Genomic DNA, 23627 nt, shown 5'->3' with positions numbered 1-23627 from the left:
GCCTCAAGCGCAGGTTCGAGCGCCCAGGTCTTTGACCGGCTCATCCGCCAGCTTGCGCACCACCTTTGCGGAGACCACCCCCATTTTCGAGGAGATCCCGGCCAGTCGCGCGGTCTCTCGAGGCGCCTCGGCAAAGGCATTCTGCGCAAAGTCGGCCACGACCTCGAACGTATCGTTCAGTTCGGCACTTTCGGTGAGGTCGTCCAGGAAGATCTGGTAGAGTTGAAGCCGGTGCCGGAATGAAGTCAGTAACTCGATCTGACAACGCAGCATCGTCCGCGACGCCTCGATGTTCAGTCTGCAGGCCGCGAGGAAAAGATTTCTTGCAGAAGCAGGCAGCGCCTGCTCCGGTATCAGAAGCGCGTTATCGACCATGGCGGACTCCTCTCGTCTCCTTCAAGATTATCGTCGCGGCGAAAGATCTCGTTGATCTGCATCAAGCGGACTCTGCTCACTGCAACGGCACGATCAGATGGGGTGATTGAGCAATCGCAATGACCAGGCCGCATGGCTGTGGATGGCTTCCAGGAACAGGGAGATGGAAATGCATGCTCGTCACGGCATATCGGGCGGAAGACCTCCGGGAGGCGGCGCCGGCAAAAACTGGACCTTCGGATGGTGACTTCATTGGTGATGGCGGATGCATTCCAGCGCCTCAGTCTTGCGCTTGCGATCGGCATACTCGTCGGCATCGAACGTGGATGGCAAGAACGCGAGGCCCCGCCGGGCAAGAGAGTGGCCGGTATCCGCACCTATGGCCTCTCGAGTTTCCTCGGCGGCTTTTGCGGCTTCCTGCAACCTATTGCCGGGCCGATCCTGCCGACGGCCATTTTCGTATTCTTTTGCATCACGATCCTTGTCTTCAGCCGCATGCAGGCGCTGCGGGAGGGTGACTACAGCGCAACCGGCGCCATTGCCGCGATCACGGTGTTTGCGCTCGGTTTCGGAGCCGTCGTTGCAGATATGACGACGATCGCGGCGAGCGCGGTCGCCATGACGGCACTTCTGGCGGCGCGGGAGCCACTGCACGGATTTCTGCGGAAACTGACCTGGCTCGAATTGAGAGCCGCCCTGATCTTGCTGACGATGACCGTCGTCATTCTTCCAATTCTTCCCAATGAGGCGGTCGATCCCTGGCAAATGATCAACCCCTTCGAGCTGTGGATGCTGACCATATTCGTGGGAGCGGTTTCATTTGTGGGCTATGTGATGATCCGGCTCACCGACGCCAGAGCCGGACTGCTCCTGACGGGCGCCTGTGGGGGTATCGTTTCCTCCACGGCCTTGACCCTTTCCTTTGCCCGACAGTCCAAGCAGACGCCCGCCCTCTCGCCGCTGCTTTCAGCCGGAGCGATGATGGCGGGGGCGGTATCCCTGAGCCGGGTGCTTTTGATTTGCGGTGTCATCGCACCGGCGGTGCTGGAGGAGCTTGCGGCATTGCTCGGCCCGGGTGCGGCGGCGCTTGCCATCGGCGGTGGCTTGGCCGGCTTGTCGCCGCGCGCCGGTGACAGTCCCGACTTTTCACCGAAAAATCCGCTGGAGGTGATCGTCGTCCTACGCTTTGCTCTTCTTCTTGCCGCTGTCACCATCGTGACGCGGGCGGCTTTGGAATTCTTCGGAACGCAGTCGCTGGCGGTGGTCGCCTTCATCACGGGGCTGGGCGATCTCGATGCGATAACGCTTTCGATCGCGAAGCTCCCGAACGTGCCGGCGGATGCGGCTGCACAAACCATAGCGGTCGCTGCTTTTGCCAATCTTCTTGCAAAAACAGGGCTTGCAGCAAGCGCGGGAAGCCTTGGCTATGCGGTTCGGCTCGCCATCGTGAGCGGCATCGCGGTGCTCGCCGGCGCCGCCGGCTCGTTCCTGACGTAAGCGGCTGATCTCGTCGTTGGCGCCGGTGCCTGGCGCTCGATCGCGCCGGATCTGACGCGCCACTTCCTATGAGTGCCAGCGGCATGAATTCTGATGCGCCCATCGCGCTCGATATCGCCGCGATCGAATTTCGCGCAGGCAATCCGGCTGAAAAGATCGATATTTTCCTGAAGCCGGCTTTCGTCGCAACGCGGCGGCTGGGCAACCTCAAGAAGGGCCTCCCTGTCGATAACGACCATCTGGTTCGTGCCGCCCGCATCCATGACCAGCAGGGCTTCCTCGCCGGACGACTTCATCATTCCACTGATCAGCTTCAAAGACATTGCTTACCCCCCGGACCGGTTGATCTCGCAAACCTGCCGCAGGAAGCGCTGCCGGGCTCCTCGGGCAAGCTGCCCGGAGAGCTTATGCCGGCGCGGAAAGACCAGCCTTGATGCATATCAATAAAAGATCGCCGGAACGGCTTCTCAGCCAAGGCCCCTCAAGAATTCAACGGTCTCCATGAGCTCCAGCTGCACGGAAAAGCGGTCGTGCAGAAGTTCCAGCGATGCGTCATAGGTGTCGTCGGCGCTGCTGAAGACGGCGTCCTTCAGCATGATGACACGATAGCCGAGATCGATGGCGCCGAGCGTCGCGGCGAGCACGCAGACGTCCGTTTCCCCACCGGTAATTACAAGGGTGTCGACCCGTTCCGATTGAAGGATCGTATGAAGGCGGCCGTCGATCCAGGGGGAATAGGTGCGTTTGTCGAAATATCTTGCCGGCGGAACATGCGAGGCGAGCGAGGAAGTCAGCTCGACGAGGCCATGCGGAAGATGCTCACCCGTCATCATCCACCATTTCCGGTAATAGTCGCGCCATTTTCCCGGCATCGCATCCGCATGCTGGGGCGGCACGAAACGGGTGAAGATCGTTCGGGACGGATAGCGGCCGGCGAGTTCCTCGATCTGAGGGGAGATCCGGGCCATCCATGGAACGTGCCATGGCGTGTCTTCGGCAAACATCCGCTGCATGTCGACGCAAAGGTGCCGCCACTCGCCGATCTCGCCCATCACATCCTCCGTTCGTCCCAGAGCCTTTCCTGGTCAGAATGCTTCAATCTGACGAGGAAAGGCTCTGGGGCGTCAACCGCTGCCCGGGACGAAAGTTCCTGATCGCCGAAAGATCAAACGGTGCTCAGGCAATGGCTCCTGGAGCGATCGTCCGTGCGACGCCGCTTTCGGATTTGCCGAAGCACTCGAGTTCGCGAAGCGGAACCGGTTTGGAGAAGAAGTAGCCCTGAAGGTCGGTGCAGCCGAGGGCGGCCAGAAAGTCCCTTTGATATTCGGTTTCGACCCCTTCGGCCGTCGTCGAAATCCCGAGGTTGCGGCTGAGAGTGACGATGGCGCCGATGATGGCAGCGCCGTTGGCTTTTGCGCCCAGCTGGGAGACGAAGGAACGATCGATCTTGATGCGGTCTATGTCGAAGCGGACCAGGTGGCTGAGGCACGAAAAGCCGGTTCCAAAATCATCCAGCGAAATCTGAACTCCGTGACCGCGCAGCGATTTTAGTACCGAATAGACATCCGAGCTATCCTCGATCAGCGAGGACTCGGTGAGTTCGAGCTCCAGTCGGGACGGCGGCAAGCCGGTCTCTTCAAGCACGGCGAAGACCTCCTCGGCGAAGTTGGGCCTTCTCAGCTGGGAGGGAGACACATTCACGGCCACAAAGGTGTCTACAGGCCACTTGCAGGCAGCCCTGCAGGCTTCGCGCAGCACCCAGAGACCGAGGGCGTCGATGAGGCCACCTTCCTCGGCCGCAGGGATGAAGCTGGCAGGCGTCAACAGCCCGCGCTGACCATGATGCCAGCGCACGAGAGCCTCCGCGCCAGACGCGGAGTATCCGCCCGCGGCGCGATGCACCGTCTGGTAGTAGACCTCGAGCGACCCGAAGTCCGGTCTGTTGCCGATCGGACTGGGTTGTGGAGCGCCGGCGGACGAGGCCGCACTCTTCGCCAGAACATCCCGCAATTCGTTCTTGAGGACGTCGCGCGCATTCCTGCCGCCATCCATGGATGGCGAGTAGACGCGCCACTGACCTCTTCCGCCCACCTTAGCCTCATAGAGCGCGACATCGGCGTAACGCATGAGATCGTCGGCATTGCGCCCGGCATCCGGCACGACGGTGACGCCGATCGAGCCGCCGACCCGGGCGACCGCTTCGCCCCTCAAAAGCGGGAAGGGTTTGCCGAGTTCGGCAACGATCGCTTCGCAGATGGACGGTAAGAGTTGATCATCTCTGATGTTCCGGAGAAGCAGGGCAAACTCGTCCCCGCCAAGTCGGGCGAGCGTGTCGCTCGGACGAAGCAACGCGCGGATCCTCTCCGCAGCCAGCCTGATGAGCTCGTCGCCGGCAGCATGGCCGAAAGTGTCGTTCACCGCCTTGAAGCGGTCTAGGTCAAGAAGCGCCACTGCTGAGCGCTCGCTGGAATTGCGCGTATCGGCCAGGCACTCCTCGAACCGCATCGCGAACAAGGCACGGTTGGGAAGGCCGGTCAGCACGTCGTGCAAGGCGAGCTGCCTGGCGTGCAGCTCGCTTTTCTTCAATTCGCCGAGACTGCTTCGCAGGCGCACGAGCAGAACCGAAAACAGGACCGCGATCACCAGGGCGGCAATCGAAAGCGCCGGCATCAGGCGGCCGATCACCCTCGAACCAGGAAGATCAGGCCGCCATACGATAAAGCCGATCGGTTCGCCGTTTGCCGTTGCGTCGATCTGGAACGCAACCTCGTTTTCGTCAGCGTCGGCCGTGCGCGCGAAGCGCGCGCCGTTCAGGCCTTGTTGCCGGCTCAACTCGTCGAGCGCTGCGCCATCGAGAAACCGCACGACGATCAGGAATTGCCGCATCGGCTGCGGCTGCCCCTCGGCGGCTTCGTTGACGGCAACGACGCCGACGATCGTCGGCCGACCTTCGAGCCGCATCAGATTGGCCAGTGCATGGTTCGAGCGGGCGGTGTTGGCCGCTCGGTTTTCCAATGATGATGGGGCCCGTTCGCTGGAAACGGTGCCCTGGTTCGCCGTCAGGCGAGCGTCTTTCAGGAGAGGCAGAAAGAGCGGTCTCATCCAGCGATAGCGCTTTTCGGTTTCGGCGTCGGTCAGCATGATCAGCTGCGCCTTGTCATCGACAACGAAGGCCTGATCATAGCCGAAGGCCGACATCGCAGTGTGGCTGATCGCACTCCCGGCCGCCGCCGTAAGAACGGTATCGAGGCTGGAGGAAATTCCGGCTGCCCGGGAGGCCGGATAAACGCCGGAGAGGTAGCCATTACCGAATTGGCCGATGACATGCGCGACTTGATCGACCTGTTCCCTGAGGCGCGCATTGACAAGCTGTCGCTGTCGATCGAGGGCTGCCGCATCGCTCTCGGTTCCCGCCCAGAGTGCGGAAAGCACGACCAGTCCGATCGCTCCGAGCCCGCTGACCGCGATCAGGAATAGAATTCTCCCCGAAGCGATCCAGGATTGCTGAAACGTATTGGAGCTGGAAGGGACAACGATGTGCAAGCCTAAACCCCTGAACCCACCACGACACGGGCGCATTCGTGGACGTTAACAAAGAAGCGTTCACGTAGAATTAAAGGCTGGGGCGCACTATGGCGGAGACTACGCCACAAGGAGTTTCCGACGATGTTGCGCCTATCCATTCAGACTATACTGCGCGGAGCGCTGATGGCGGGCGGATTGGGCCTCCTTCTCGCCGCCGCCTCGCCGCTGCAGCTGGCTGCGCAAGAGCGCACGCCTCTGAGAGTTGCCGTCGAAGGTGCATTTCCGCCCTTCAATTACCTTGATGCAAATAACCAGCTGCAAGGCTTTGACATCGATATCGCCAATGCCCTTTGCGAAGCCGGCAAATTCGAATGCCAGTTCATCATCGAAAAGTGGGATGACATGATCCCCGATCTCGTCGCCGGCAAATACGACGCGATCATCTCGTCCATGTCGATGAGCCTGGAGCGCCGCCAGAAAGTCGCTTTTACCGAGCAATATTACACCAGCCCGTCGGTGTTCATCGCCCGCAAGGACTCGCCGATCAACGACGTCAGCCCTGCCGCCCTCAGCGGCAAAAAGCTCGGCGTGACATCTTCCACGGCGCAGGAATCCTATGCCAACCATCTCTATCCGGAGATGAAAAAGACGGTTTTCCGGTCTTCGCCGGAATTATACAAAGGTCTGTCGGACGGGCGCGTCGACATTATCCTCGAGGATAAGCTTGCCATTTATGACTGGATCGCCAACACGAAGGCGGGAACCTGCTGCGAGTTCAAGGGACCGGATCTGGTCGACGTCACCTATTTCGGCGAAGGCGCCGGGATCGCGTTGCGCCTGGATGACAAGGAGCGTCTTGCGCGCCTGAACGAGGCTCTGAAGGCCATCAAGACCGACGGGACCTATGACATGATCAACGCCAAGTATTTCCCGTTCAGCATCCAGTAGTTTTGCCGTAAACCTCTGGTGATCGATCGGTTCAAACTGTTACGGCGCCGCGCCTGCGAAAACAGGCGCGGCGCCGTAAATCTTGTCTTCAGTCCGTGGGGTCAGGCGGCTTTCGCGACCTCTCCGTGCGGATCGAGGACATATTTCGTTGCCGCGCCATGGTCGAAACTTTCGTAGCCGGCGGCCGCATCGTCGAGCGGGATGACCTTGGCGTTGACGATATCGGCGATCGGCAACCGGTCGTGGAGGATCGCCTGCATGAGCTGGCGATTATATTTCAGCACCGGCGTCTGGCCGGTGTGGAAGGACTGCGCCTTTGCCCAGCCGAGACCGAAGCGAAGCGAGAGATTGCCGTGCTTGGCGGCATTGTCGACGGCGCCCGGATCCTCGGTCACGTAAAGGCCGGGGATGCCGATCGAGCCTGCGGCGCGGGTGATCTCCATCATCTGGTTGAGCACGATCGCCGGCTGTTCCCCGCCGGAATGGCCGCGCGCCTCGAAGCCGACCGCGTCGATGGCGCTGTCAACCTCGTTGCTGCCGACGACCTCGGCAATCATGTCGCCGAGACGATCGCTCTTGGAGAGATCGATGGGTTCGAAACCGACCTTCGCGGCATGCGCCAGGCGATCCTTGTTGAAATCGCCGATCATGACGACGGCGGCACCGAGGATGCGAGCCGAAGCCGCAGCCGCTAACCCGACAGGACCGGCGCCGGCGACATAGACGGTCGAGCCGACCCCGACGCCTGCGCGCACTGCGCCATGAAAGCCGGTGGGCAGAATGTCGGAAAGCATGGTGAGATCGCGGATCTTCGCCATCGCCTTATCCCGATCCGGAATTTTCAGCAGGTTGAAATCGGCATAGGGAATGGTGACGTAGCGTGCCTGCCCGCCGATCCAGCCGCCCATGTCGACATAGCCGTAAGCGCCGCCGGCGCGGGCCGGGTTTACTGTCAGGCAGACGCCGGTATCCTGAGATTTGCAGCAGCGGCAGCGGCCGCAGGCGACGTTGAAGGGTACCGAGACGATGTCGCCGATGTCGAGCATCTCGACGTCAACGCCTTTCTCGATGATCTCGCCGGTGATCTCATGACCGAGAACCAGGCCCGGCATCGCCGTCGTCCGGCCACGGACCATGTGCTGGTCGGAGCCGCAGATATTGGTGGAGATAACCTTCAGGATCACGCCGTGCTCGATACGGCGGCCATCGGGCGCTTCCAGCTTCGGGTCGTCGATGTCGCGAACTTCGACCTTGCCCGGCCTCAAATAAACGACGCCTCTATTCTTGCTCATGGATTCCTCCCATGTGTTGAATGCCTCGAGCTGCAACCGATGCAGTCGACGACAACTATTCCTCCGGCCTGCCTCCTCTGCAGTCCGGCATTCAGATCGCCGCACGGGCGATATTTCGAAATTTCGCAGATCGGCGGGGACAGGCTGAATCGAGGAGAGAGTGAACACGAAAGGTCTGGCCTGTCGTTCCGCTCGTCATCGCCCGCCGCAATCCGGAGATCTGCTGCGCACAGAGCTGGTTTCGGGCTCCAGAACCTCCTTTCGATCCGTCTCGAGGTCTCCGGATGTCAATCCGAGGACCGCTTTCAGGACTTCAGTTCTTCTACCGCTGCGGGGCAGCGCGCCGGCGGCGGCCGACTTCGCATCGTTCATGTCGCCAGCTTACGAGGCAGCGCCGTGAACATGACCAGCAAACCACGCCTGACCGAAAACGGCGCACAAAAAAACGACATAGGTGCACCTCCAGGCGACAGGGCGGCAAAGCCGTAATCACTTTCGGCGGGGGACGACAGATTGATCTCGCGAATGCGGCAGTTTTCCGGATCGCTCCGGATGATGTTATCGCAGCTGTCGGGCTTCCCCCCGTTAAACTCGTGGCACTTGCGATCACATCTATTGGCCAGCGGCAGATGTCGTTTTCAATCGTGATTGGACTTCGGCTGTGACCTGAGCGAGGCTGTTCTTGGGAGCGGACCATCTATTTTTCCGGGGATAGGAGGCCGAAATGGAACAGCATGCACTCGAGCAGTTGAAAACGATCGCGAAGGTCAGCACGACCTATAATCGCCTTGAAATGACGAGGCGCGAACGGCTTGAACGGTGGGCAGACAGTCTGGAACACAGTCCCAGGCCGTTTCTCAAGACGCTTCACGAAACCGAATATCAGCCGATTGCAGATCGGCTTGCCTTGCGGGATGACGACACGCCGATCTCTGTTGCGTTCGCTGATCCCATTCTGCGGGCGGCAGGAATGGAAAACGACAGCTATGGAGAAGCCAGGCGGTTTTTCGAACTCAGCGATGAGCAATTGCACGACCTGGTCTGCTTTTGTCATTTCGGGGAACGCGTCAGCGCTGCAACACTAGCTCGCCGCGTAAGAAAGATGGCGGCTCACAAACCAGGCGGGTTTTTCGCTCAGCTTCGTGCGTTCTTTGTCTGATCGAGGCTGAGGCCGCCATCTGGAGCTATCAAAGGGGTGGCCCGCGCCGCCGTGGGAAACGGCCGCCCGGCAATTGCTTGGTCGCTCATCGGCGCATGAGCGAACACGGCTGGATCCGTCGCGTCAGTGGACCGGAGGATAGGCGGCAGCCAGCCGGCCTACCGCCGGCCACGGTTGAAGTCGACCGCCGTATGCCAGAACACGGCGCCGATGATGATCGCGCCGCCGAAATAGGTGGCGATCGGCGGCTGCTCGGAAAACAACAGCCACACCCAGAAGGGCGTCAGCACGATTTCCATCGTGCCGATCAGCGCTGCCTCGGCCGGCGGCATCCGCTTTGCTCCAGCGAGGAAGAGCACCAGCGCCAGCGAGAAATTCGTCGCCCCGAAGGCGGCAAGGACGATCCAATTGTGCAGATCGAGAGAGCCGACCGAACCGAAAGGCGCGAAGATGGCGAGCGTCAGAAAAGCGCTGACGACGGTCGGCGGCAGGCTCGGCACGCCGGGGTCGATGCGCGGAATGATGATGACGAGCGCGAAGGAGGCGGTCATGCCGAGCGCTAAGAGGTCGCCCCAGCCGGTGCCGCCGCCGATCGAGGAGGCGACGATGATGCCGACGCCGAAGAGGGAAACGGCGCCGGCAATCATCGTTCGCCCGGCCACTCTCTCCTTGAGGATGAGCCAGCCGAATAGCGCCGCAATGAAGGGCGTCGTCGCATAGATCATCGTCACATTGGCGACGGTGGTCATGTAAAGCGCCCCGATGAAGCAGCCCTGACTGAAGGTCTGGCATGCGATCATCGCAAGTCCCGATGGATGGAAGACAGAGCGCCATTGCCGCCGCGAGATGCCCCCTTCGAGGAAAAGGCAGGGGATCAGCAGAAACAGGCCTCCGAACAACGACCGCCAGGCGATCGCCGTCCACACGTCGGTGGTCAGGAGCCGCGAGTAAACACCGCTCGCGCTCCAGGCAAGGGTCGCGGCAATGATGAGAAGCACACCCTTCTCATGCTCGCTGCCTGCGAGGTCTCTGGCCGGATTTTCAATGGTCACGCGGATATTCTCAAAGAAGGAAGTCGAACGCCGCCCATTTCTGCGCCAGCAATTGACATTAGACAAACGAATAGTAGTGATGGCTATCATCGAATTTTTCTATGGCTTGCCAGTGCACGAGGTTATTGAAAGCGACCTTCTCAGAACCTTTTTGGTCGTCGCCGAGACATCGAATTTCTCCGCGGCCGCGCAGCGCATCGGGCGCACGCAATCGGCCGTCAGCACACAGATCAAGAGGCTCGAGGCGGCGATTGGCGAGCCCCTTTTCGAGCGCGGCGCCCGCGGCGTGCAACTCACGCGCCAGGGCATACAGCTCGTTCCCTATGCCCGTAGGGTCATCGATCTCCTGAACGAGGCCGCCGCGACGATCCGCAGCAAACCGCTGGATGGGCCGGTGCGCATCGGAATTCCCGAAGAATACAGTCAGACGGTGCTGCCGGCAGCGCTTGCGGCTTTCGCCGTGCGCCATCCGGCGGTCGAGGTCACCGTCTCCTGTGATTATACATCACGCAACCTTGCCGCCCTGGAGCGGGACGAACTCGATCTGGCCGTCGTTTTCGACTGGAGCGACCAGAGGAAAGGCGAGGTCATCTGCATCGATCCCACAGTCTGGGTCACCTCGATGGTCCACCGGCTGCACGATCTCGACCCCCTCCCCGTTGCGACCTATCGCAACTCCACCTGGTCGCGTGATTTTGCGCTCCGGTCGCTGGAGCAGATCGGCCGCAACTATCGCATTGCTTTCATCGCCGATACGGGTTCGGGACTGAAGAATGCGCTGACCGCGGGCCTTGCCGTGACAACGCTTTCGCGCAGCAGCATCCCGCCCGGCTGCCGGGAGCTGACCGCCGAAGACGGTTTCCCGCCGGTCGATTCCTCGAAGGTCGTGCTCCGCTGCAGCACCTACCGTTCCACCGAAGCCATCCGCGAGCTCGCCGAGATGATACGGGACGCGTTCCAGCCTACGTCGCCGCCGCCAGTGGCGTGATGCGGCGGCGCAAGCGGCGCCGGGTCTCGGACGGGCTTTCGGAAAAACTCGCCCGGTAGCTTCTCGCAAAGGCCGAAGCCGAATTGAAGCCGGTCGCTGCCGCGATGTCGGCGAAAGAGGCATTCGTCTCGATCACCTTGCGGCGCGCCGCATTCAAGCGCAGCGCGAGATAATGCACATGCGGCGGTGCGCCGATGTTCTGCTGGAAGAGGTCCTGCAGATGCCGGGCGCTGATACCCACCCGGCGGGCGAGCCGCGCCAAAATGAGCGGCTGCTCGATATGTTCCTCCATCAGCCGCACCGCCTGCGCCACGCGGGGATCGTGCATTCTCAGCCCCGCCGAGGCGGCCGAAAGCGGCTCGTCGGCATGAAAGGAAGGCTGCTCGTAGCGGAACAGTCGGCTGACCTCGAGCGCCAGCGAATAACCCTGCCGCTGCCTGATGATCTCGAGCATCAGGTCGACGGTCGGAAGCGAGCCTGATGTCGTCAATCGCTTGCCGTCGATGACGAAGCGGTCCTTCACGGCCCGCACCTCTGGATAGGCGAGCGCAAAATCCTCGTAATCCTCCCAGTGGACGGTCGCCGGCTGTCCGTCGAGCAGGCTTGCCTCGGCGAGCAGCCATGTGCCGGACTCGATGCCGGCAATCATCGTGCGGTAGCGGGCGGCCTGGGAGAGCTGCATCTTCAGCGCCGGCGTGGCGCTTCGGCGCCAGTTGTAGCTCGCGAGCACGAACAGCGGATTATCCTCTGCCGTCGCCTGGAAGATTCCTTCAGCAGGCACCGCGATATGGCTGGTGGTGGGGACCGGCGCCCCATCCGGCGTCAGCAGCCGCCAGCGATAGAGCTCGCTGCCGGAGATGCGATTGGCGCCGCGCAGCGGCTCGATGACGGACGCGATCAGAATCAGGTTCGTTTCCGGCAGGACGAGAACATCGATGTCCAGCCGTTGCGTCGATCGCTGCAGCAAAGTCGCCTCCCTGTTTCCGGTAATGTACTAAATGCTTCTGAAAATGAAAAGCATCGGGATCTATCCTGGCGCGTAATGTCGGCAAGACGGGGAGAACAAAAACATGCCTCTAGCGATGAACCGCGATGTCTTCATCACCTGCGCCGTGACCGGCGCGGGCGATACGGTTTCCAGATCCAGCCACGTTCCCATCACTCCCAAGCAGATCGCGGAGTCCGCGATCGACGCCGCCAAGGCTGGGGCGGCCGTTGTTCACTGCCATGTCCGCGATCCCGAAACGGGGGCTGCCAGCCGCCGCAACGATCTCTACAGGGAAGTCACCGACCGCATCCGCTCGGCCGATATCGACGTCGTGCTCAATCTCACCGCCGGAATGGGCGGAGACCTGATTTTCGGCGATGTCGAAAGCCCCCTGCCCCTCAATGCGAAGGGCACCGACATGGCGGGCGCCAGCGAGCGCGTCAGCCACGTCGCCGAGTGCCTGCCGGAGATCTGCACGCTCGACTGCGGCACGATGAACTTCAATCTCGGTGACTATGTGATGACCAATACGCCGGCCATGCTGCGGGCGATGGCGAGCAAGATGACGGCTCTCGGCGTGCGGCCGGAGATCGAGGCCTTCGACACCGGCCACCTCTGGTTTGCCAAGCAGCTCGCCGAGGAGGGCCTCATCGAAGACCCCGTGCTGATCCAGCTCTGCATGGGCATTCCATGGGGTGCGCCCGACGATCTCAACACCTTTATGGCGATGGTCAACAACGTGCCTGCGAGCTGGACCTTCTCGGCCTTTTCGATCGGCCGCAACGCCATGGCCTATGCGGCAGCGGCGGTTCTGGCCGGTGGCAATGTCCGCGTCGGCCTGGAGGACAACCTCTTTATCGGCAAGGGGCAGCTCGCCACCAATGCGCAGCTCGTCGAAAAGGCTGTGCAGGTGGTCGAAGGCATGGGCGCGCGCATCATCGGACCGGAAGACGTCCGCAAGAAACTCAAATTGACGAAGCGCTGAGGGCGGCATGACAGTGATCAGCAAGGCAGCTTGTATCGGCGGCGGCGTCATCGGCGGCGGATGGATCGCCCGTTTCCTGCTCGCCGGCATCGATGTCGATGTGTTCGACCCGCATCCGGAGTCAGGCCGCATCGTCGGCGAAGTGATCGCCAATGCCGAAAAAGCCTATGCCATGCTGACGGGCGCGCCGCTGCCGCCGCGCGGCAGGCTGACCTTCTGCAGGACGCTCGAGGAAGCCGTTGCCGACGCCGACTGGGTCCAGGAAAGCGTGCCGGAACGGCTCGACCTCAAGCGCGGCGTGCTGACGCAAATCGATGCCGCGGCCCGTCCCGATGCATTGATCGGCTCGTCCACCTCGGGGCTGTTGCCGACCGATCTGCAGCGGGACATGAAATATCCCGAACGTCTCTTCGTCGCCCATCCCTATAATCCCGTCTATCTGCTGCCGCTGGTCGAAATCGTCGGCGGCGAGAAGACTTCGGCGGCGACGATCCAGGCGGCGATGGAAAGACTGCCGCCGATCGGCATGAAGGGCGTCCATATCGCCAAGGAGATCGAGGCCTTCGTCGGCGACCGGCTGCTCGAAGCGCTCTGGCGCGAGGCCTTGTGGCTCATCCACGACGACATCTGCACCGTCGAGACGCTCGACGACGTCATCCGCTATTCCTTCGGCCTGCGCTGGGCGCAGATGGGCCTGTTTCAGACTTACCGCATCGCCGGCGGCGAGGCCGGCATGCGCCACTTCCTCGCCCAGTTCGGTCCCTGCCTCGCCTGGCCCTGGACCAAGCTTACCGATGTCGTCGATCTCGATGATGCGCTGATCGAAAAGATCGGCCGGCAGTCCGACGAACAGGCGGCCGGCCTTTCGATCCGGGAGCTCGAACGCATCCGTGACGAAAATCTCGTCGGTATTCTCCAGGCGCTGAAGGGCGGCGACAGCGGCAAGGGATGGGGTGCCGGCAAGCTGCTGAAAGATTTCGAACAATCGCTCTGGGCGCAGGGCGGCGACGCGGCGGCTTCCGCCGATCCGTCCAAGCCGCTGAGGCTTGTCGAAACCAAGGTAAACCCTGCCTGGGTCGACTATAATGGCCACATGACCGAGCACCGCTACCTGCAGGTTTTCGGCGATACGTCAGACGCGCTGCTGCGCCTCGTCGGCGTCGATCTTGCCTATGTCGAGGCGGGCCACAGCTACTATACGGTCGAAAGCCATATCCGCCATCTCGGCGAAGCCAAGCTCGGGCAGGCGATCCATTCGACCTGCCAGGTGCTCGCCGCCGACGACAAGCGGCTGCATGTCTTCCACGCTCTGCAGGATACGGCGACGGGCGAGACTCTCGCGACCGCCGAGCACATGCTGCTGCATGTCAACAGCAAGGCAGGCAAGTCCGTGCCGGCGCCGGCCGCTGTGCTCGACAAGATCAAGGCGATCGCCGCTGCTCATTCGGAATTGGCGCTGCCCGAAGGCGCCGGCCGTCACATCGGCCAGAGGCGATAGGAGGAGCGGCATGGATTTCGGTCTCAGCGAAGAACAGGAAATGATCGTCAACACGGTTCGCGCCTTTGTCGAAACCGAAATCTATCCGCATGAGAACGAAATCGAGCGCAGCGGCATCGTCCCGCCGGAGCTCGGCCGCGAGATCCAGCGCAAATGCATCGAGCTCGGCTTCTACGCCTGCAACTTCCCCGAAGAGTTCGGCGGCGCCGGCCTCGATCATCTCACCTTCACGCTGGTCGAGCGGGAGCTCGGACGCGGTTCGCTGGGGCTGACGGTTTTCTTCGGCCGGCCCTCCGGCATTCTGATGGCCTGCGAGGGCGAGCAGCGCGAACGTTATCTGCTGCCGGCGGTGCGCGGCGAGAAGATCGACGCGCTCGCGATTACCGAACCGGATGCCGGTTCCGATATGCGCGGTATGAAATGTGCTGCCCGCCGCGACGGCGGCGACTTCGTGCTGAACGGCACGAAGCATTTTATCTCGCATGCCGACGTCGCCGATTTCGTCATCGTCTTTGCCGCAACCGGCGAGGAGGAAACGCCGAAAGGCATCAAGAAAAAGATCACCGCCTTCCTGGTCGATCGCGGCACTCCGGGGTTCGAGATCCTCAAAGGCTACGATTCCGTTTCGCATCGCGGCTATCACAACTCAACGCTGAGCTTCGAAGATTGCCGGATTCCTGAAGCCCAGGTGCTGGGCGAGGTGCATCGCGGCTTCGATATCGCCAATCAATGGCTTTACGGCACGCGGCTGACGGTTGCCGCCACCTGCGTCGGCCGGGCGCGCCGCGTCTTCGAAATGGCCCTGCCCTATGCCGCCGAGCGCAAGCAGTTCGGCAAGCCGATCGGTGCCAATCAGGGTGTTTCGTTCAAGCTTGCCGATATGATCACCGAGATTGACGCGGCCGACTGGCTGACGCTTGCCGCCGCCTGGCAGGTCGACGCCGGCCGTCCCGCTGACCGCCAGATCGCCTCGGCCAAGCTCTACGCCTCCGAGATGCTGGCTCGCGTCACCGACGAGGCGATTCAGATCTACGGCGGCATGGGTCTGATGGACGACCTGCCGCTTGCCCGCTTCTGGCGCGACGCACGCGTCGAGCGGATCTGGGACGGCACCTCCGAGATCCAGCGGCATATCATCAGCCGCGATCTGCTTCGGCCTTTGGGAGCGTGAACCGATGACCTCTCGCCCGCTCGACCGCCTGCTCAGACCGCAAACGATCGCCGTCTTTGGCGGCCGTGAGGCCCGCAGGGTGATCGAGCAGTGCGACCGCATGGGCTTTTCAGGCGAGATCTGGCCGGTTCATCCCAAACTCGACGAGGTGCTCGGTCGGCGGTGTTATCGCTCCGCATCCGATCTGCCATTGGCTCCGGACGCCGCCTTCGTCGGCGTCAACAGGACGCTCACCGTCGACATCGTGCGCAGCCTTTCTGCTGCCGGCGCCGGCGGAGCGGTCTGTTATGCCTCAGGCTTCAGCGAGGCGACGGCGGAACTCGGCGACGGCGCAGATCTGCAGCAGGCCCTGCTGGCGGCGGCGGGCGACATGCCGATCCTCGGCCCCAACTGTTACGGGCTGATCAATGGTCTCGACGGCGCACTGCTCTGGCCCGACCAGCACGGGATGAAGCGCATCGAATATGGTGTCGCGATCCTCACACAATCTTCCAATATCGCCATCAACCTGACCATGCAGGCACGCGGGTTGCCGATCGCCTATGTGGTGACGGCAGGCAACCAGGCGCAGACATCACTTGCCGATGTCGCCTGCGCATTGATCGACGATCCGCGCATCACGGCGGTCGGCCTTCATGTCGAAGGTTTCGGCGATCTCTCCGGCCTCGAACGCCTTGCCGCCACTGCCCGCCGGTTGAAGAAGCCGGTCGTCGTGCTGAAGGTCGGCAGGTCCGAACAGGCAAAACACGCGGCGGTGTCGCATACCGCCTCGCTCGCCGGCAGCGATGCGGTGGCCGATGCCGTGCTTGCCCGGCTCGGCATCGGCCGTGTCCAAAGCCTGCCGGCCTTGCTGGAAACCCTGAAGCTGCTGCATGTCGCCGGCCCTCTGCCAAGCCATTCGGTCTCATCGATGAGTTGTTCCGGCGGCGAGGCTTCGCTGATGGCCGATGCCGCCGTCGGCCGCGATGTCGAATTCCCGGCGCTGGAGCCGCAACAATTGCCGCGTCTGCGGCGGGTCCTCGGCGAGATGGTGGCGCTTTCCAATCCGCTCGACTACCACACCTTCGTCTGGGGCGATTTCGAACGCCAGACCGAAGCCTTCAGCGCCATGTTCGAAGGCGGCTATGCCCTCAATCTCGTCGTCCTCGATTTTCCGCGCGGGGATCGCTGCGATGCGGCCGAATGGGCGACGACGGTGGACGCGGTGATCGCCGCGGCCTCCGCCACCGGTGCGTTAGCCGGCCTTCTCTCAACCCTTCCGGAGAATATGCCGGAGCCGGTCGCCGATCGGCTGATGGCGAATGGCATCGTCGCCTTCTCGGGCATCGACGAAGCCATCATTGCGGCGGAAGTCGCCGCCGGTATTGGCAAGGTCTGGGATCGCCCGCCTCCCCTGCCGCTGCTCGACGTGCCGTCCGTGGACGGCGAAATCGAGACGCTGACGGAAGCCGACGCGAAAACGGAACTTGCTGCCTGCGGCCTCCCTGTTCCCTGGGGGCTGCAGGCTTTTTCTCCCCGTGAAGCCGCCGAGCAGGCCGAGCGGCTCGGTTTTCCCGTCGTGCTGAAGGGGCTCGGCATTGCGCACAAGACCGAGGCCGGCGCTGTCGCGCTCAACCTCAAGGATAGTGAGGCCGTGTTGAACGCGGCGGCGAAAATGCCGTCGAATGGCGGATACCTCGTCGAGAAGATGATCGATCCGCCGGTCGCCGAGCTCATTGTCGGCGCCAGCCGCGACCCGATCTTCGGATTGTCGCTGACATTGGGAGCGGGCGGAATCTTCGTCGAACTGGTCGAAGATTCCGTCGTCCTGCCGCTTCCGGCGACGAAAGCCGATATTCGTGCGGCGATTTCGCGTCTCAAAATTGCGAAATTGATGCATGGCTATCGCGGGCGACCGAAAGGCGATCTCGAAGCCACTATAGACGCCGTCGCAGCTACGGCAGAATATGTCGTAAAGAACGCGGTGCGCCTGGAGGAACTGGACCTTAATCCCTTGATGGTTCTTCCCGAAGGGCGCGGTGTTGTTGCAGTCGATGCTCTCATACGGCGAAGGAGGTAGCATAGGTTTGAGCGACCACATTCGTACACGACGTGACGGCGGAGTACTGGAAGTCGTCATCGACCGGCCGAAGGCGAACGCCATCGACCTTGCGACCAGCCGCGTCATGGGATCGATCTTCCAAGATTTTCGCGACGACACGGAATTGCGCGTCGCCATCGTCACGGGCGCGGGCGAAAAGTTTTTCTGTGCCGGCTGGGATCTGAAGGCTGCCGCCGCTGGCGATGCGGTCGACGGCGATTACGGCGTCGGCGGTTTCGGCGGTCTGCAGGAACTGCGCGACCTCAATAAGCCGGTCATCTCAGCGCTTAATGGCATCTGTTGCGGCGGCGGGCTGGAGATCGCGCTTTCGACCGATCTGATCATCGCCTCTGAGCATGCCACCTTCGCCCTGCCGGAAATCCGCTCGGGCACGGTCGCCGATGCCGCTTCGATCAAGCTGCCGAAGCGCATCCCCTACCACATTGCTATGGATATGCTTCTAACGGGCCGCTGGCTCGACGTTCATGAGGCGCATCGCTGGGGTTTCGTCAATGAGATCCTGCCGGCCGAGCGGGTGATGGAGAGGGCCTGGGAGCTTGCCCGGCTGCTCGAAAGCGGGCCGCCGCTCGTCTATGCGGCCATCAAGGAAATCGTGCGCGAAGCGGAGGGTTCGACGTTCCAGACTGCGATGAATAAGATCACCAAAAGGCAGTTTGCGACCGTCGATCGGCTCTATTCGAGCGAAGACCAATTGGAAGGCGCGCGGGCTTTCGCGGAGAAGCGAAGCCCCATTTGGAAAGGACGATAAGGAGGCGGCGGCAACCGCGCATTTTCCCGCATGATGCGGGCACCGGAGGTGGAGAGGAAACCGCCTGCGATCCTGCCCGGAAGTTCTGTCAACGCACCAAAGAAGGAACTGGGGAATGAACGACTATACGAAATATCTCGCAAGCCGCGTCACCGCCGGCGGGCTCAGCCGCCGCGAATTCATGGGACGCGCCATGGCGGCGGGCATCACACTTGCCGTCGCCGACAAGCTTTTCACCGAAAGCGCAGAAGCCGCCGAACCGAAGCGCGGCGGCCATCTGAAGCTCGGCTTGGAAGGCGGTGCCGCCACCGATTCCAAGGATCCGGCGAAATTTCTGTCGCAGTTCATGTTCTGCGTCGGCCGCTGCTGGGGCGATATGCTGGTCGAATCCGATCCGCTGACTGGGGCTGCCGTGCCGGCGCTCGCCGAATCCTGGGAGCCGTCAAAGGATGCGGTCACCTGGACCTTCAAGATCCGCAAGGGCGTCAAGTTCCACAACGGCAAGGAACTGACGATCGACGACGTCGTTGCAACGCTGAAGCGCCACACCGACAAAAGCTCGGAATCAGGCGCGCTGGGCGTTCTCGGCTCGATCAAGGAGATCAAGGCCGATGGCGGCAATCTCGTCCTGACGCTCAGTGAAGGCAATGCCGATATGCCGCTGCTGCTGTCGGATTACCATCTGGTGATCCAGCCGAATGGCGGCGTCGACGATCCCTTGGCCTCGATCGGTACCGGACCTTACAAGCTGACGAGCTTCGAGCCCGGCGTCCGCGCCACCTTCGAGAAGAACAAGGACGACTGGCGCACCGACCGCGGCTACGTCGATTCGATCGAGATCATCGGCATGAACGACGCCACCGCCCGCATCGCGGCCCTGTCGTCGGGCCAGGTGCACTACATCAACCGTGTCGACCCGAAGACCGTCAGCCTGTTGAAGCGCGCACCCAACGTCGAGATTCTCTCGACAGCCGGCCGCGGCCATTATGTCTTCATCATGCATTGCGATAAGGCGCCGTTCGACAATAACGACCTGCGCCTGGCGCTCAAATACGCCATGGATCGCGAGACCATGGTGCAGAAGATCCTCGGCGGCTACGGCAAGGTCGGCAACGACTTCCCGATCAACAGCACCTATGCGCTCTTCCCCGAAGGCATCGAGCAGCGCACCTACGATCCCGACAAGGCCGCCTTCCACTACAAGAAGTCAGGTCATAGCGGTTCGGTTCTCCTGCGCACCTCCGAAGTCGCCTTCCCCGGCGCCGTCGATGCGGCTGTCCTCTACCAGGAAAGCTGCAAAAAGGCCGGCATCGACATCGAGGTCAAACGCGAACCGGGTGATGGCTACTGGACCAACGTCTGGAACGTCCAGCCTTTCTCGACCTCCTATTGGGGCGGGCGGCCGACACAGGATCAGATGTATTCCACCGCCTATCTCTCGACGGCGGACTGGAACGACACCAAGTTCAAGCGCCCTGACTTCGACAAGCTGCTGCTGCAGGCGCGCGCCGAGCTTGATGAAGCCAAACGCAAGGATATGTATCGCACCATGGCGATGATGGTGCGCGACGAGGGCGGCGTGATCCTGCCGATGTTCAACGACTTCGTGAACGCCTCCACCAAGCAGGTGAAGGGTTATGTCCATGACATCGGCAACGATATGTCGAACGGTTACGTCGCAACCCGTGTCTGGCTGGACGCCTAGCGGCGAAGGGCGCACGCCCTTCCGATCCCCAACGAAGCCGGGACCGTGGGACAAAACCCGCGGTCCTCCCGACGTTTCAGCGCTAGGTCTTCGCCATGACCAATCCTGCCCCAAGCAATGTCCTGCCCGGTCTCCGGTTCCGGCAGCGTTTTCCGCTGTTGGCCCTCATTCTCGAGCGCTTCGTGCTCAGCATTGTCCTGCTCTTTGCGGTGTCCATCCTGATCTTCGGCGGGCTGGAAGCCCTGCCCGGCGATTTTGCCACCACCTATCTTGGCCAGTCGGCGACGCCGCAGGCGGTCGCCAATATCCGTCGGGACCTTGGGCTCGATCGCCCGGTGACGACGCGTTATGTCGAATGGCTCGGCAGTGCCGTTCAGGGTGACTTCGGCACCTCCTGGGCCAGCAAGAACTCGGTGAGCGAGCAGATCGGCAAGCGACTCGGCAATTCGCTCTTCCTGGCGGGTTTCGCGGCTGTCATTTCAGTGCCGCTCGCCGTCGGCCTCGGCATGCTGTCGGTGCATTTTCGCAATCGAATGCCCGACAAGATCATCAACGTCATCTCGCTGGCGGCGATCTCGCTGCCGGAATTCTTCATCGGCTACCTGCTGATCCTGTTTTTCGCTGTGAAGTTCGGCATGGCGACCTTCCCGGCGACGGTCTATGACAGCATGGGCTTGGTCGAGCGCTTGAAGGCGATCGCCCTGCCGACGGCGACCCTGGTTCTCGTCGTGCTCGCGCACATGATGCGCATGACGCGGGCAGCGATCCTCTCCGTCATGTCCTCGGCCTATATGGAGACCGCCGAACTGAAGGGTTTGAGCGCCTTCCGCGCCATCGTCAAACACGCCGCCCCGAATGCGCTCGCGCCGATCATCAATGTCGTCGCGTTGAACCTTGCCTATCTCGTGGTCGGCGTCGTCGTCGTCGAGGTGGTCTTCGTTTACCCCGGCATGGGGCAATATATGGTCGATGCGGTCACCGTACGCGACATGCCAGTCGTGCAGGCCTGTGGCCTGATCTTCGCGGCCGTCTACATCTTCCTCAACATGACGGCCGATATTCTGGCGATCATCGCCAATCCCAGGCTGAGGCATCCGAGATGAGAGCAAGAGACATCCCCATCACCGCCTGGATCGGCATGGCCGGCATCGCCCTCGCCTTCATCTTTGCGCTCTTTGCGCCCTGGATTGCTCCCTATGGCGAAACGCAGGTCGTCGGCGACGTCTGGCAGCTGCCTGACGATAAGTATCTCTTCGGCCTCGACAATCTCGGTCGCGACATCCTCTCGCGGCTGATCTATGGCGCGCGCACGACGCTGCTGGTCGCCTCCGCCGCCACGATCATCTCCTTCTCGCTCGGTGTCATCCTGAGTTTTACGGCAGCGGTGTCGCGCGGGCTGATCGACACGGTCTTTTCGCGGTTCAACGACCTGATGATGTCGATCCCGACGCTGATCTTCGCGCTGGTGGTGCTGGCGGTCCTGCCGCAGAATATCGTCGTCCTGATCCTCGTCATGGCCGTTCTGGATTCCACCCGCGTCTATCGTCTCGGCCGCGCCGTGGCGCTCGATGTCGCGGTGATGGAATTCGTTGAGGCGGCGAAGCTGCGTGGCGAAGGCAAGCTCTGGATCATCTTCCGCGAGATCCTGCCGAACACGCTGTCGCCGCTTTTGGCCGAGTTCGGGCTGCGCTTCGCCTTCTCGATCCTGTTCCTCTCGACGCTTTCCTTCCTCGGCCTCGGCATTCAGCCGCCCGCCGCCGATTGGGGCGGCATGGTCAAGGACAATAAGGATGGCATCATCTTCGGCATATCTGCCGCCCTCGTACCGGGTACGGCGATCGCCGTGCTCGCCATCTGCGTCAATCTGGTCGTCGACTGGCTCCTGAAACGCACATCCAGCCTCAAGGGAGGGCGCGGCGATGCCTGAGCTTCTTTCCGTCCGCAATCTGAAGATCGAGGCGACCAGTTATCCGCCGGGCGAACCGCCGAAGCGCGTGACGATCGTCGACGGCGTTTCCTTCGATCTTCAGAAGGGCAAGGTTCTCGGCCTGATCGGAGAATCCGGCGCCGGCAAGTCGACCATCGGCCTCTCGGCACTGGCCTATGGCCGCGGCGGCGCCGAAATCACCGGCGGCGAGGTGCGGCTCGGCGGTACCGACATTCTGGCGCTCGGCAAGAACGGCATCCAGAAAATCCGCGGCGCCCGGGTCTGCTACGTCGCGCAATCGGCCGCGGCCGCCTTCAATCCGGCGCACAGGCTCGGCGATCAGGTGATCGAGGCGTCGGTCAAACATGGGCTGATGAGCAAGGACGAGGCGCGCAAGCGCGCGCTCTACCTGTTCCGCGTCCTCGGCCTGCCCAATCCGGAGACCTTCGGCGAGCGTTTTGCCCACCAGGTTTCCGGCGGTCAGCTGCAGCGGGCGATGACGGCGATGGCGCTCTGCCCTAACCCTGAACTTATCGTATTCGACGAACCGACCACGGCACTTGACGTCACGACGCAAATCGACGTGCTGGCGGCGATCAAACATGCGATCGAAGAAACCCATACGGCCGCCCTCTATATCACCCACGATCTTGCCGTCGTCGCTCAGATCTCCGACGACATCATGGTCCTGCGCCATGGCCAACAGGTGGAATACGGCAGTGTCCAGCAGATCATCGAGGCGCCGCGGGAAGACTATACGCGCGCACTTGTCAATGTCAGGCAAGCCTATCGCGAGGAGGCGGCCGACCAGTCCGCGGCGCTTCTCAGGATAGAGAATGTCAGCGCCGAATATTCCAATGGCTTCAAGGTCCTCCACGACGTTTCGCTGCACGTGCCGAAGGGGCAGACACTTGCAGTCGTCGGCGAATCCGGCTCGGGAAAATCGAGCCTGGCGCGCGTCATCACCGGACTTTTGCCGCCGAGCAGCGGCCGCATTGTCTTTGGCGGCACGGTGCTGATGCCGGCTCTCAAGAGCCGGACGAACGATGATCTCCGGCGCATTCAGCTGATCTATCAGATGGCCGATACGGCGATGAACCCGCGCCAGACGGTGCGCGACATCATTGGCCGGCCATTGACCTTCTACTACGGCCTGAGAGGTGCGGAAAAGACCGCCCGGGTGAAGGAATTGCTCGACCAGATCGAAATGGGCAAGGGCTTCGTCGATCGCTACCCGGCCGAACTCTCCGGCGGCCAGAAGCAGCGCGTGGCGATCGCCAGAGCCCTTGCAGCAAAGCCTGAGCTCATCCTTTGCGACGAGCCGACCTCTGCGCTCGATCCGCTGGTGGCGGAAGGTATTTTGAAGCTGCTGCTGCGCCTGCAGAAAGAGGAGCAACTATCCTATATCTTCATCACCCATGACATCGCGATCGTCCGGGCGATTGCCGACAGCGTGGCGGTCATGCATCGCGGCAAGCTCGTCCGCTTCGGTCCCAAATCCCAAGCGCTATCGCCGCCCTTCGACGATTACACCGACCTGTTGCTGAAATCCGTACCGGAGATGGAGATCGGCTGGCTGGAGCGGGTGCTGACGACGCGGAAGATGGCAAGCGCCGGGAATTGAAGGCTCGAAATCTTCCGGCACTCATCCGGATTTGATGGCTTGGT

General features: G+C 62.0%; 20 protein-coding genes. 14 read left to right on the top strand and 6 right to left on the bottom strand.

Annotated elements, in window-relative coordinates:
• Positions 1–3: 3 nt before the first annotated feature.
• Positions 4–375, bottom strand: a complete 372-nt coding sequence (locus QWJ46_RS27115; RefSeq protein WP_302755247.1) for a hypothetical protein — start codon at positions 373–375, stop codon at positions 4–6.
• 240 nt (positions 376–615) lie between these two features.
• Between QWJ46_RS27115 and QWJ46_RS27110 the strand changes: the two genes are divergently transcribed.
• Positions 616–1872: a DUF4010 domain-containing protein gene (locus QWJ46_RS27110; RefSeq protein ID WP_302755245.1), complete on the top strand. Its 1257-nt coding sequence runs from the start codon at positions 616–618 to the stop codon at positions 1870–1872.
• Positions 1873–1955: 83 nt separating this feature from the next.
• Positions 1956–2306, top strand: coding sequence for a hypothetical protein (locus QWJ46_RS27105; RefSeq protein WP_302755242.1), 351 nt, complete (start codon positions 1956–1958; stop codon positions 2304–2306).
• A 33-nt stretch (positions 2307–2339) separates the two neighbouring features.
• Here the strand turns inward: QWJ46_RS27105 and QWJ46_RS27100 are convergent, their stop codons facing one another.
• Together QWJ46_RS27100 and QWJ46_RS27095 are read right to left on the bottom strand one after the other, a co-directional pair.
• Complete coding sequence (locus QWJ46_RS27100) at positions 2340–2924, bottom strand: cysteine hydrolase family protein (protein WP_302755239.1); 585 nt, start codon at positions 2922–2924, stop codon at positions 2340–2342.
• 124 nt (positions 2925–3048) lie between these two features.
• Complete coding sequence (locus QWJ46_RS27095) at positions 3049–5451, bottom strand: bifunctional diguanylate cyclase/phosphodiesterase (protein ID WP_302755237.1); 2403 nt, start codon at positions 5449–5451, stop codon at positions 3049–3051.
• A gap of 87 nt (positions 5452–5538) precedes the next feature.
• Between QWJ46_RS27095 and QWJ46_RS27090 the strand changes: the two genes are divergently transcribed.
• Positions 5539–6345, top strand: coding sequence for a transporter substrate-binding domain-containing protein (locus tag QWJ46_RS27090; RefSeq protein ID WP_302755234.1), 807 nt, complete (start codon positions 5539–5541; stop codon positions 6343–6345).
• Between the two features lie 101 nt (positions 6346–6446).
• Here the strand turns inward: QWJ46_RS27090 and fdhA are convergent, their stop codons facing one another.
• Positions 6447–7637, bottom strand: a complete 1191-nt coding sequence (fdhA, locus tag QWJ46_RS27085) for a formaldehyde dehydrogenase, glutathione-independent (RefSeq protein WP_064695160.1) — start codon at positions 7635–7637, stop codon at positions 6447–6449.
• A 724-nt stretch (positions 7638–8361) separates the two neighbouring features.
• Here fdhA and QWJ46_RS27080 point away from each other — a divergent pair.
• Positions 8362–8796 carry a hypothetical protein gene (locus tag QWJ46_RS27080; RefSeq protein WP_184460006.1) on the top strand — a complete coding sequence of 145 codons (435 nt, stop codon included), beginning with the start codon at positions 8362–8364 and terminating at the stop codon, positions 8794–8796.
• Positions 8797–8954: 158 nt separating this feature from the next.
• On the opposite strand, the gene QWJ46_RS27075 is transcribed toward QWJ46_RS27080, so the two are convergent.
• Positions 8955–9848: a DMT family transporter gene (locus tag QWJ46_RS27075; RefSeq protein WP_302755231.1), complete on the bottom strand. Its 894-nt coding sequence runs from the start codon at positions 9846–9848 to the stop codon at positions 8955–8957.
• A 79-nt stretch (positions 9849–9927) separates the two neighbouring features.
• On the opposite strand from QWJ46_RS27075, the gene QWJ46_RS27070 reads away from it, so the two are divergent.
• Positions 9928–10836, top strand: coding sequence for a LysR substrate-binding domain-containing protein (locus QWJ46_RS27070; protein ID WP_302755230.1), 909 nt, complete (start codon positions 9928–9930; stop codon positions 10834–10836).
• Here QWJ46_RS27070 and QWJ46_RS27065 read toward each other — a convergent pair.
• Positions 10811–11803: a GlxA family transcriptional regulator gene (locus QWJ46_RS27065; protein ID WP_302755229.1), complete on the bottom strand. Its 993-nt coding sequence runs from the start codon at positions 11801–11803 to the stop codon at positions 10811–10813. The genes QWJ46_RS27070 and QWJ46_RS27065 overlap by 26 nt on opposite strands.
• Before the next feature lie 103 nt (positions 11804–11906).
• Here QWJ46_RS27065 and QWJ46_RS27060 point away from each other — a divergent pair, with 103 nt between their 5' ends.
• The 9 genes from QWJ46_RS27060 to QWJ46_RS27020 all read left to right on the top strand — a co-directional run bounded on the left by QWJ46_RS27060 (position 11907) and on the right by QWJ46_RS27020 (position 23583).
• A complete protein-coding gene (locus QWJ46_RS27060; RefSeq protein WP_302755228.1) occupies positions 11907–12809 on the top strand; it encodes a 3-keto-5-aminohexanoate cleavage protein in 903 nt (300 codons plus the stop codon).
• A 7-nt stretch (positions 12810–12816) separates the two neighbouring features.
• Entirely contained in the window at positions 12817–14307 is a 1491-nt protein-coding gene (locus QWJ46_RS27055) for a carnitine 3-dehydrogenase (RefSeq protein WP_302755226.1), read from the top strand.
• Positions 14308–14317: 10 nt separating this feature from the next.
• Positions 14318–15478, top strand: coding sequence for an acyl-CoA dehydrogenase family protein (locus QWJ46_RS27050; RefSeq protein WP_302755224.1), 1161 nt, complete (start codon positions 14318–14320; stop codon positions 15476–15478).
• Between the two features lie 4 nt (positions 15479–15482).
• A complete protein-coding gene (locus QWJ46_RS27045) occupies positions 15483–17537 on the top strand; it encodes an acetate--CoA ligase family protein (RefSeq protein ID WP_302755222.1) in 2055 nt (684 codons plus the stop codon).
• Between the two features lie 7 nt (positions 17538–17544).
• Positions 17545–18327, top strand: coding sequence for a carnitinyl-CoA dehydratase (locus QWJ46_RS27040; RefSeq protein ID WP_302755220.1), 783 nt, complete (start codon positions 17545–17547; stop codon positions 18325–18327).
• Positions 18328–18442: 115 nt separating this feature from the next.
• Complete coding sequence (locus tag QWJ46_RS27035; RefSeq protein WP_302755218.1) at positions 18443–20032, top strand: ABC transporter substrate-binding protein; 1590 nt, start codon at positions 18443–18445, stop codon at positions 20030–20032.
• A 95-nt stretch (positions 20033–20127) separates the two neighbouring features.
• Complete coding sequence (locus tag QWJ46_RS27030) at positions 20128–21135, top strand: ABC transporter permease (protein WP_184460015.1); 1008 nt, start codon at positions 20128–20130, stop codon at positions 21133–21135.
• The gene (locus tag QWJ46_RS27025) at positions 21132–21959 is read left to right on the top strand and encodes an ABC transporter permease (RefSeq protein WP_085780699.1); all 828 of its coding nucleotides are present in this window, start codon (positions 21132–21134) and stop codon (positions 21957–21959) included. Before QWJ46_RS27030 ends, QWJ46_RS27025 begins: the two co-directional genes overlap by 4 nt.
• A complete protein-coding gene (locus QWJ46_RS27020) occupies positions 21952–23583 on the top strand; it encodes an ABC transporter ATP-binding protein (RefSeq protein ID WP_302755215.1) in 1632 nt (543 codons plus the stop codon). Before QWJ46_RS27025 ends, QWJ46_RS27020 begins: the two co-directional genes overlap by 8 nt.
• Positions 23584–23627 lie beyond the last annotated feature (44 nt).

The sequence above is a fragment of the Rhizobium sp. CBN3 genome, from assembly GCF_030518245.1.
In the GTDB taxonomy this organism is placed as follows: Bacteria; Pseudomonadota; Alphaproteobacteria; order Rhizobiales; family Rhizobiaceae; genus Rhizobium; species Rhizobium aethiopicum_A.
This window is presented reverse-complemented; position numbering and strand designations above follow the sequence as displayed.